The organism is Varibaculum timonense, from assembly GCF_027694345.1.
Classification (GTDB): Bacteria; Actinomycetota; Actinomycetes; order Actinomycetales; family Actinomycetaceae; genus Varibaculum; species Varibaculum timonense_A.
This window is the reverse complement of record NZ_JAQEVU010000007.1, coordinates 120,927-129,102: the sequence shown is the minus strand read 5'-3', so window position 1 is coordinate 129,102 and position 8,176 is coordinate 120,927. Positions and strand designations below refer to the sequence as shown.

Annotated in this window: 10 protein-coding genes; 3 read left to right on the top strand and 7 right to left on the bottom strand. The window is 51.1% G+C overall.

Translation table 11 applies throughout. The features are described from left to right. Positions 1 to 264 precede the first annotated feature (264 nt). From PG728_RS07560 to PG728_RS07530, 7 genes are all read right to left on the bottom strand, one after another. Positions 265 to 642, bottom strand: coding sequence for an HNH endonuclease (locus tag PG728_RS07560; protein ID WP_270626780.1), 378 nt, complete (start codon positions 640 to 642; stop codon positions 265 to 267). Between the two features lie 131 nt (positions 643 to 773). Next, positions 774 to 1,253: a hypothetical protein gene (locus PG728_RS07555; protein WP_270626779.1), complete on the bottom strand. Its 480-nt coding sequence runs from the start codon at positions 1,251 to 1,253 to the stop codon at positions 774 to 776. Next, positions 1,250 to 2,608: a DEAD/DEAH box helicase gene (locus PG728_RS07550; RefSeq protein WP_270626777.1), complete on the bottom strand. Its 1,359-nt coding sequence runs from the start codon at positions 2,606 to 2,608 to the stop codon at positions 1,250 to 1,252. Before PG728_RS07550 ends, PG728_RS07555 begins: the two co-directional genes overlap by 4 nt. After that, a complete protein-coding gene (locus PG728_RS07545; protein ID WP_248903172.1) occupies positions 2,589 to 2,891 on the bottom strand; it encodes a VRR-NUC domain-containing protein in 303 nt (100 codons plus the stop codon). Before PG728_RS07545 ends, PG728_RS07550 begins: the two co-directional genes overlap by 20 nt. A gap of 114 nt (positions 2,892 to 3,005) precedes the next feature. Further along, a complete protein-coding gene (locus PG728_RS07540; RefSeq protein WP_270626776.1) occupies positions 3,006 to 5,249 on the bottom strand; it encodes a phage/plasmid primase, P4 family in 2,244 nt (747 codons plus the stop codon). Next, positions 5,242 to 5,700, bottom strand: a complete 459-nt coding sequence (locus PG728_RS07535) for a DUF7768 domain-containing protein (protein ID WP_270626775.1) — start codon at positions 5,698 to 5,700, stop codon at positions 5,242 to 5,244. The genes PG728_RS07540 and PG728_RS07535 overlap by 8 nt, the downstream gene beginning before the upstream one ends. Then, the gene (locus tag PG728_RS07530; protein WP_270626774.1) at positions 5,697 to 6,464 is read right to left on the bottom strand and encodes a phage antirepressor; all 768 of its coding nucleotides are present in this window, start codon (positions 6,462 to 6,464) and stop codon (positions 5,697 to 5,699) included. Before PG728_RS07530 ends, PG728_RS07535 begins: the two co-directional genes overlap by 4 nt. Before the next feature lie 243 nt (positions 6,465 to 6,707). Between PG728_RS07530 and PG728_RS07525 the strand changes: the two genes are divergently transcribed. From PG728_RS07525 to PG728_RS07515, 3 genes are all read left to right on the top strand, one after another. After that, complete coding sequence (locus PG728_RS07525) at positions 6,708 to 6,971, top strand: Abi family protein (RefSeq protein WP_270626773.1); 264 nt, start codon at positions 6,708 to 6,710, stop codon at positions 6,969 to 6,971. A 13-nt stretch (positions 6,972 to 6,984) separates the two neighbouring features. Beyond that, positions 6,985 to 7,455 (top strand): SMI1/KNR4 family protein, encoded by a 471-nt coding sequence (locus tag PG728_RS07520; RefSeq protein ID WP_270626772.1) that lies wholly within the window; start codon positions 6,985 to 6,987, stop codon positions 7,453 to 7,455. Between the two features lie 348 nt (positions 7,456 to 7,803). Continuing rightward, complete coding sequence (locus PG728_RS07515) at positions 7,804 to 8,154, top strand: hypothetical protein (protein WP_270626770.1); 351 nt, start codon at positions 7,804 to 7,806, stop codon at positions 8,152 to 8,154. Positions 8,155 to 8,176: the final 22 nt, after the last annotated feature.

The window sequence follows — 8,176 nt, the reverse complement described above, 5'->3', positions numbered from 1 at the left end:
TCTATTGGCTTTCCAGGGCGGAAAATCCCAAAACAACAAATAGTGATGAAGCAAAGAGGGACCAATGCAGGTTAATACCCTGTTTGATTCGGTCTTTTTGCGTACGGTTGGCCCCGCCCGCTGACCTTCGCCGAAGTTGTAGAGATTCGAGGGCCCCAACCCCTAACCGAATCCTCGACTGGTCCCGTAACTTGGCGTGGGAAGAAGGTCGATATTTTTGGGGTGGGGAAGTGCTTAGTGGTTATGTCGCGTTTTTCAAAAAATCTAGTAGGTGTAGACCTGAAGGGCTTGCCTCCATCTGTCACCGTCTAACGCGCTCTGCCTGGAGTGGCACGGTTTGCAAAGCGAGCGCAGGTTAGCAAAGTCATGGCTGCCGCCATGCTCGAGGGGAAGAATGTGGTGGACTTCCTGTACCGGTGTCGTCTTGCCTTGTGCTAGGCAGTCTTCGCACAAAGGATGCTGGGAAATGTATGCGGCACGGATGCGTCGCCAGCGTGCACCATAACGCTTGTTGATGCTCGGGTCACGTTGAAACTTGCGGTAGTTCTTGTCCGCTTCCTTGGCGTGGAGCTGGCAGAACCTTTCGCGGGTTAGTTCGGGACAGCCAGGCTGAGAGCAGGGGTGTTTGGGTTTGCTTGGCATTCCCGTTATCTCCTGTGGTGATGGTAAAGCCCCGAGAGGATATTTTCCGCTCGGGGCTTTGACCTTTTTCTAACTAGTTACACTATATCAGGCTCGAAACGAGAATGTCGTCCGCGTTTTGTCCAAGCATTTTAGCGTCCGTACAGGAGACTGGTGAGGTGGTCGAGGGCGGTTTTGCGCCGGTTGTAGGCGGTGGAGCGTTCCACGTTTAGCCGCTCTTGCACCTCATAAATCGCATCAGTTGCGGACTCGTATCCGGAAAGGAAGCAAACTTCTAGCACGTCCCGTTCCTCATCGGTGAGCGCTTGCCAGGCGGGGTTGAACCAGTCCATGTAATCCTTGGCTTGCAGGTATTTGCGGGTGCGGTTATCGATCCGTTCCAGGTGTCTAAGGATTTTGTCCTCGGCAGCGGTGGGATTGAACGCACGGCGGCCGCCATCCAAGATGGGGGAGGACAGGCTGGGCAGGTCGGCTTCGATGGCTTTCAGGTCGTCGGGAGTGTTATCGATGATGGTTTCCATAGTGGCGTAGTCGCGTAGCGCGTTGATAGCAGCGGCGCGGCGGTCAACGTAGCGCCAGGTGATGTCGGTTTCTTGATGCGTAACGCTCATTTGGTTTCTCCTTTCAAGGTCTGCGCTACCGCGTCGATGAGCGCCGACTGGGTCATGTTCTTCGATTCGAGTGCCCTAAGAATCTGTTGATCAATCGAATCTTTGGTCGCAATATGCGTAATAGTCACCGGCTTGGTCTGGCCTTGCCGATACAGGCGGGCGTTGGTTTGCTGGTATAGCTCAAGGCTCCAGGTGAGGGAATACCAGATGAGGATTGAGCCTCCTTGTTGGAGGTTAAGCCCATGCCCAGCGGAAGCTGGGTGAATCAACCCGAGTGGGATTTCACCGTCATTCCAAGCCTCAATATCCGCCGATGTTTTTAACTGTCTGGCTTGTGGGAAGCGCTGCCGGATGCGTGCTAGGTCGTGTTGCCACCAATACGCCATAAGCACGGGATTCCCATTCGCTGCTTCGATGAGGTCTTCAAGGGCATCGAGTTTGCGGCCGTGTACCACGATAGGGTCGCCGGCTTCGGTGTAGATCGCACCGGACGCTAGTTGGGTGAGCTTACCTGCCAGGACGGCAGCATTGGCCGCGTCAATCACCTCATCGCCCAGCTCGACTACCATCTCTGCCGCTAACCGGTCATATACCTTGCGCTCCTTCGGATTCATGGTCACCTCGGTGGTCGTGACAGTCAGTGGTGGGAGGGTGAGGTAGTCGCTGGTTCGCATAGACAGCGTGATATCCGAGATTGCTCGGTAGATTTCGTCTTCAGCGCCAGGTTTGGGTTTGTAGGTGAATACTTGCATTCCACTGCGCTTATCGGGCACGAACCATTTATCGCGGTAGCGGGAAATGTAGCGTCCGAGCCGCTCACCCAAATCCAACAGCCGGAACTGCGCCCATAAGTCCATCAACCCATTGCTGGCTGGGGTGCCGGTAAGCCCGACGATGCGCTTGACTTGGGGGCGGATCTTCATGAGCGCGGCATGGCGTTTGGCGCGGTGGTTTTTGAAGGAGGAGAGTTCGTCGATGATGACCATATCCCACTGCCACTTGATGCCACTACGGGTAATAAGCCAGTCGACGTTCTCCCGGTTCATCACTGTGATGTCTGCGCCTGAGTTGAGTGCGGCTCGGCGTTGGCGTTCGGTGCCGACAGCTACTGCCAGACGTAGCTGGCGTAAGTGGCTCCACTTTGCTTGCTCGGCAGGCCACGTGTCCCTTGCTACGCGCAGCGGCGCAATCACCAGCACCCGGTGGGCTTCAAAGGAGTCGAAGAGGAGATCTTGTATTGCTGTCAGGGTGATGACGGTCTTGCCAAGCCCCATCTCGAGCAGTAGCGCTGCAGCCGGGTGTTCCTCAATGAAAGCCGTTGCTAGCTGTTGGTAGTTATGCGGCTTGTATTGCATGGCACACCTCCTCAACCTCATCAGGGTTATTGAGTACGAGTGCGGTGAAGCCCAGGTGCTTCAACTGCCTGAGCCTGTGTTTTTGGATTGCGCGGACTTTTCCGCCGGGTGCTTTGACTTCTACGAAGCCAACATGCCCATCAGGTAACAGCACGATTCGGTCAGGTACACCGGCGGTTCCGGGGCTGACTAGTTTCCAGCAGACCCCGCCCAAAGCCTCAACGGTTTTTACGAGTGCTTGTTCTAAATGTTGTTCTTTCATCACGTGTTGCTTTCTGCTCACGTGGTGACGCTTTCTGCCAGTCGTTTACATAACTTTTTATATATAGATATTTGTTTTTATTGCTCTTAAGAAAAGTTCTGTTATAGACCGACAGATAGTGTCACCACTTAGGGGCTAAAGGTTGAATTCGCTCTTCAGGCGTAGTCCGTCCACATAGCGTGCGCTCTTTGTGCGGCGTCTGCGGAATCCGAGTTGTTCCAAGGCTGAATAGAAATCGGACGTGGATCTGGCGTATTCGCCCACGCTGAGCGCATAGGCGCGATAGACGCTATAAAGCTCGCCCGAGGGCTGTGTGAAGCTCGGGTCAATCTCGCAGTTATCGTCTAAGAAATGTGTCATCCAGTCGTTCTCAAACCGGTAGGCCTCCAGGGCTCGACGCACTTTAGGCGGTGGCTTCAAAACAAAGTCGTCATCAATCACTTTGCGGGCACCATCAACGATCCATTGCAGAACGGCACCAGCGGCGTTTTGGTAGAGGTGTTCGGCGTAGTTTTTGATGTCCGAGGAGCCTTCGATTTTTGCCTCGAATGGGATCACGATCAGCCTGCGCCAAATACCAACATCCATTGCACCTACGCGTGGCAGGTGATTCGTATACAGCACGAGCGTATGCGAAGGAGCGAACGCGAAGGGCGCCTTATATTTCTTTTCCGCATAAAGCAGATCAGTGGATGCCATTTGCTTGGCGATAGAGGTGGAGAGCCTCATGCCTTCCTCGGTCTCCGCCGCGATCAAGAGGCGTTTGCCTTTGGCTTCTGCCAGCTCAGGCTTCACATTCCGCTTCACACCCACAGTTAGAGCATCGGCGGAGATGTTGCCCGCGTATGTGCCTAACACCCGAGCGATTGTGTTCCAAAACGTTGATTTGCCATTCCTGCCGTCGCCGTAGGCGATGATGAGGGCTTCGACGTAGACTTTGCCGATCGCGGTCAGCCCCACGATTCGCTGCACATAGTCGATTAGTTCTTGGTCGCCTTGGAAGAACACCTCGAGCGCCGCCAACCACGTGTCCATGCCTTTGGTGGCGGGATCGGTGGTGGTTTGTTTGGTGATGAAATCCCCATAGTCGTGCTCGTGAATTTGCCCGGTGGTGAGGTCAATGGTGCCACCAGGGGCGTTGAGAGCGAAAGGGTCTGCGTCAAGGTCTGCTTGGGTGACTTGCAGCATCGGAGCTGCCTCCTTCAGCGACGCCGTAATCGCCTTAGAATCACGCCGTTTGAGCACATATTTCTCGTAGACTTGAGCATTAGTGAGCTGCTCGTAAGCGGTCCACTGTACGCTAGTGAATAGGTTTTTCGCTTTGGTTAGGCTCATCGCCGACAGCAACTTTGTGACCCCAGTGGAATCACACGCCTCACGGGCTTTCTCCAACAAATCTGTGGCTTGCTCTAACTGGCGCGTGGTGAGTTCTTGAGCGATGGCGCGCGAGCCTGGTCTGGTTTCTTCCCAAAACGAGCCGTTATACACCAGCCAATCTGTGGCCTCAGAGAATGCTAGTTTTTGCGCATATTCGTCTGCCAGGACGGTGGCTTGACCGACATCGGTGAAATCGGTGGGACGCAGTCCTTGGATTTCAGCGTACCGTTCTGGTGGAATATAACCCGGTGTTGCAGCTACTTTTGCACCAAACTTGAGAGCCGAGGCCCAGATTGCCTCCAACTCACTATCTGGTAGGGGTGGCACGCAGGTTTGTGCTTTCGTCTCGAAAAGCTGGCGTGCTTGCTCAGTATTGCCAAAACGCACAATCACTCGCCCAGCGAAACCACTCATGGTCGCATTCCTGGCACCTTCTCGAATCTCACCAGTAGCCATTTCGAGTGCGGCGAACGCGTCAGCATCAAGAAAATCGGTGATGGATAGGGCACCGTCTACCCAGGTGACCTCAGCTGTCGGGTTTCCGTAAATAAATCTGGCAGCGTCGAGAGCGTTACGGTCAAAGATTCCGGTATATGAGGCGAGCTTCTTCTTGATCCCCGTATAGACTGCAGCGTCAATGACCGGTTTGATTGGGAAATAGGCGTGGAAGCGCGGCCTGGCGGTCTTTTCACCCTTGGGCTTTAAATGATTACGCGAGGTCGCGGTCGCCAAAGCGACGCCCGGGAAAATGAGAGCGAGCGATTCCGGTGTCACCCAATCAGCCGGGCTGTTAGAGTGGTCGTTATCGATGTCCATCACCACACACGTGGAGTTCAAGAACTTGTCGGTGGAACGGATATCGCCCTCATATTCGGCCGCCACATGGTCACGTGCCACGGTATTTTTCAAATCAGCCGCGCTCGCGATTTGCCGGTGATTCGGGTAGTTAAGGTTACGCTGAGCGCCAACCAGGTTAGTCGTGCACAAAATGAAGTCAGTCATTGAGGTTCACCTCCGCAAAATTGTGGTCAAAGTAGGTGATGGGTAGCTCGAGCTGGTGTGCCCAGGAAATTTCAGCTTTCATGCCTGGCGAAACACGCGGCGTATAAACCCACATCGCCTCGCACTTAGAAAGCAACACGCGATTAAAGAACATGGCGAGGTCGCGATCCCACGGATCGGTATCATCCATAAACTGCGGAAACAGCAGGTGGGGTGCGAGCGGGATACGCCGGCAGCGCACCGCATAAGCTGAGAGATCCCGCGCCAACTCCACATTCGCCCCAACATCACCCGAATACGGTGAGCAAACATAGGTCAGTGGTCGATACCCGAATTCGGCCATCTCTACCGCCCGCAGCGCCTTATAAGCGGTAGGGTCCGCATATCCTTTGAAGTTACGCCACGGAGCGAGGTCGCTGATCAATGGCTTGTCGTCGAGGAGATTGCTCATTTGGTTTCACCTGCCTCACGTTCAATGACGGGCAGGATTCCGCAACAGTTTTTCAACAGGTCATAGATGAACAGGCGGCCTTTCTGCGTCCAGTACGTGTGCATCACCGTCTTGCCGCTCTCCAGCAGGTGGGTTTTGGATTGGGTGTAGCCGTATTTCGCATACTCGGCGTACAGATACCAGATGCCTGACTGTTTGAACTGGATATGTTCATCAGCTAACAGTCGGTTGAGTTTCTTCGCGGATAGCCCGTAGTCTTTAGCGATAGCGGTGATGGGCATCAACGACGGTGACTGCAGCACGATATCGTAGTAGGAAACTTTCGGTGCTGCCTCGGGCAACGCCTGCTCGGCAGCAAGACGCCTGACACGCTCGGCACGCAGACGTGTGAGGGCTTGTTCGAGCAGCTCATCGTTGTCGAGGATTTCATCGATCGCGTACAAACCGGTCCGACGAATCGATGGAAGCACCTCATCAAACACCCACCTCTCGAAACGTTGCGCACCAGGGAGCTTTGAGGAGACGATCAGGCGGTAAACATCCCCTTCAGTGATGAAACGGATCTGTTGGATCCCGCCTGACGTTTCAAGGGGGTAACGAAATGGAACCCCCTTGCAGTGGTCTTGCACTGCCTTATTCGGATTCGTATATCCCAAAGCGCTCGCGACGTCACGGCCGCAGAACATGATGGTTCCATCGTTAGTGATGGTGCGGATTTGGCCGAACTGCTTGTTGGTGAATACTTGTAGTGTGGAGCCGGTCATTAGCTCTCCTTCCCGTAGTTTGTTGGTGAGAGCCATGAGCTGACCCTCTACAAGGAGGGCTTTGAGAAGAGCGAAATATAAACACGACTTTGAAAATAGGCAGGCAAAACCTTGATAGGACAGGCGAGAACTTTGCTTGGCTGTTAACGGGATGTGGGTTATGATTGATGCATCAAGACCGGTTCCGCCCGCGAGGGTCCAGGGCCGGTCCTCATTGTTTCTAGGCTCAAGGGAGGTGCCGTCGTGAGCCCGCAGCAGAGCCGACAAGTGCAGAGCGCTACCGGGAGCGGTAAGGCGTTCAAGACGCATGGCGAGCAGATCAACTTGTTACGCTCTCGCGGGATGGTGATTGATTCCGATCAGTTGGCACGGCATCTGTTGGAACGAGTGAATTATTATCGGCTTTCCGGGTATTGGTACTCGTGGCGTGAGATAGGGGCAGATGGTGCGCGCTGCGATGTGTTTATTCCTGGCATGAATCTTGCTGATATTGATGCTGTGTATTGATTGGAGAAAGCATATGGAATTAATGAAAGCAGAGATTAAATTACTAAGAAAAGCTTATAGCGTTATGGCTGACACGCACAGCAAATATCACCCGGAGTCCGAAAAAGACATATCTGAGTTTGAAAACAAATTCGAACCAATTCCGTCAGAATATCGGTATTTACTCAAGGAATTTGGTGGCTGCCATTTTGTTGATCCATGGATTTTCACTTTAGAGGAATTAGGCTGTGAATACCCTGCTTTTATTGCAAACTGTACCGACGACGAAGAAAGCAACATATCAAATAATACTGTTTTTCCTATTGGCGGTTTAGGTGATGGCAGTTTAGTTTGTATTTTAAAGGAAACAGACAAAATTGTTGTTTTGCCACATGATGTATATGTGACATCGGTTGATGATTTAGAAATTATTGCAGAAAGTTTTAAGGAGTTAGTTTTTGGTTTAGCGGAACAGGGTATTGAGCTTGACAACCAAATTAAATAGCCAATAATGGACATTCGTGAAGTTCTTATTGACATAATGTGTACTTGCTAACTTGAATTTGTTGAGGAGACGGTTGTATTAATGACAAGGGAATAGACCGAAGTCCTTAATTACGAATGCTATATGCGATAGCGTTTCTGTAACAGCGAATCTTGGACATCAACAGCTAATGATAGTGAAGAAATCTTAGCTACTACACTTGATCATGAACTTATCGCAAAGTTTGCTAAAGAGTTTATGGAATTAAATAACGGTATTTATTTTTAAGCAAAGAGAAATCAAAAATTTATGCAGATAATTTCATTAGAAATTTAATGAAACTCTCGGTTTATTTGGAGAAAAGAGGTATTGAATTCAGATATGAGAAAATATGCAGATATAAAAGACATAATTGAATATGGGTTAAATAATATTTCTGATAAGGAAAAAATAACAATAAGCCTGAAAGACTTTCTATACATTAGACGAGTTTTAGAGGAATATATGCGTTATCTACATAATCCTGATCATTATCCCGATATAGAAGCAATTCAAAATTTTTTAGGTGATATTTCTTCGGGAGGAGGATTTGAATGTTTAAGCACAGCTATTTATGAAAAAGTATATAAAGTTGATTTGCCATCGAAGATTGAGAAAATGATTGATGATGGTGTATTTGAACACCCTCTTTATCCCAGTTACTATAAGAAAAATGAATAGGTAATAATTGTATAATATTGAA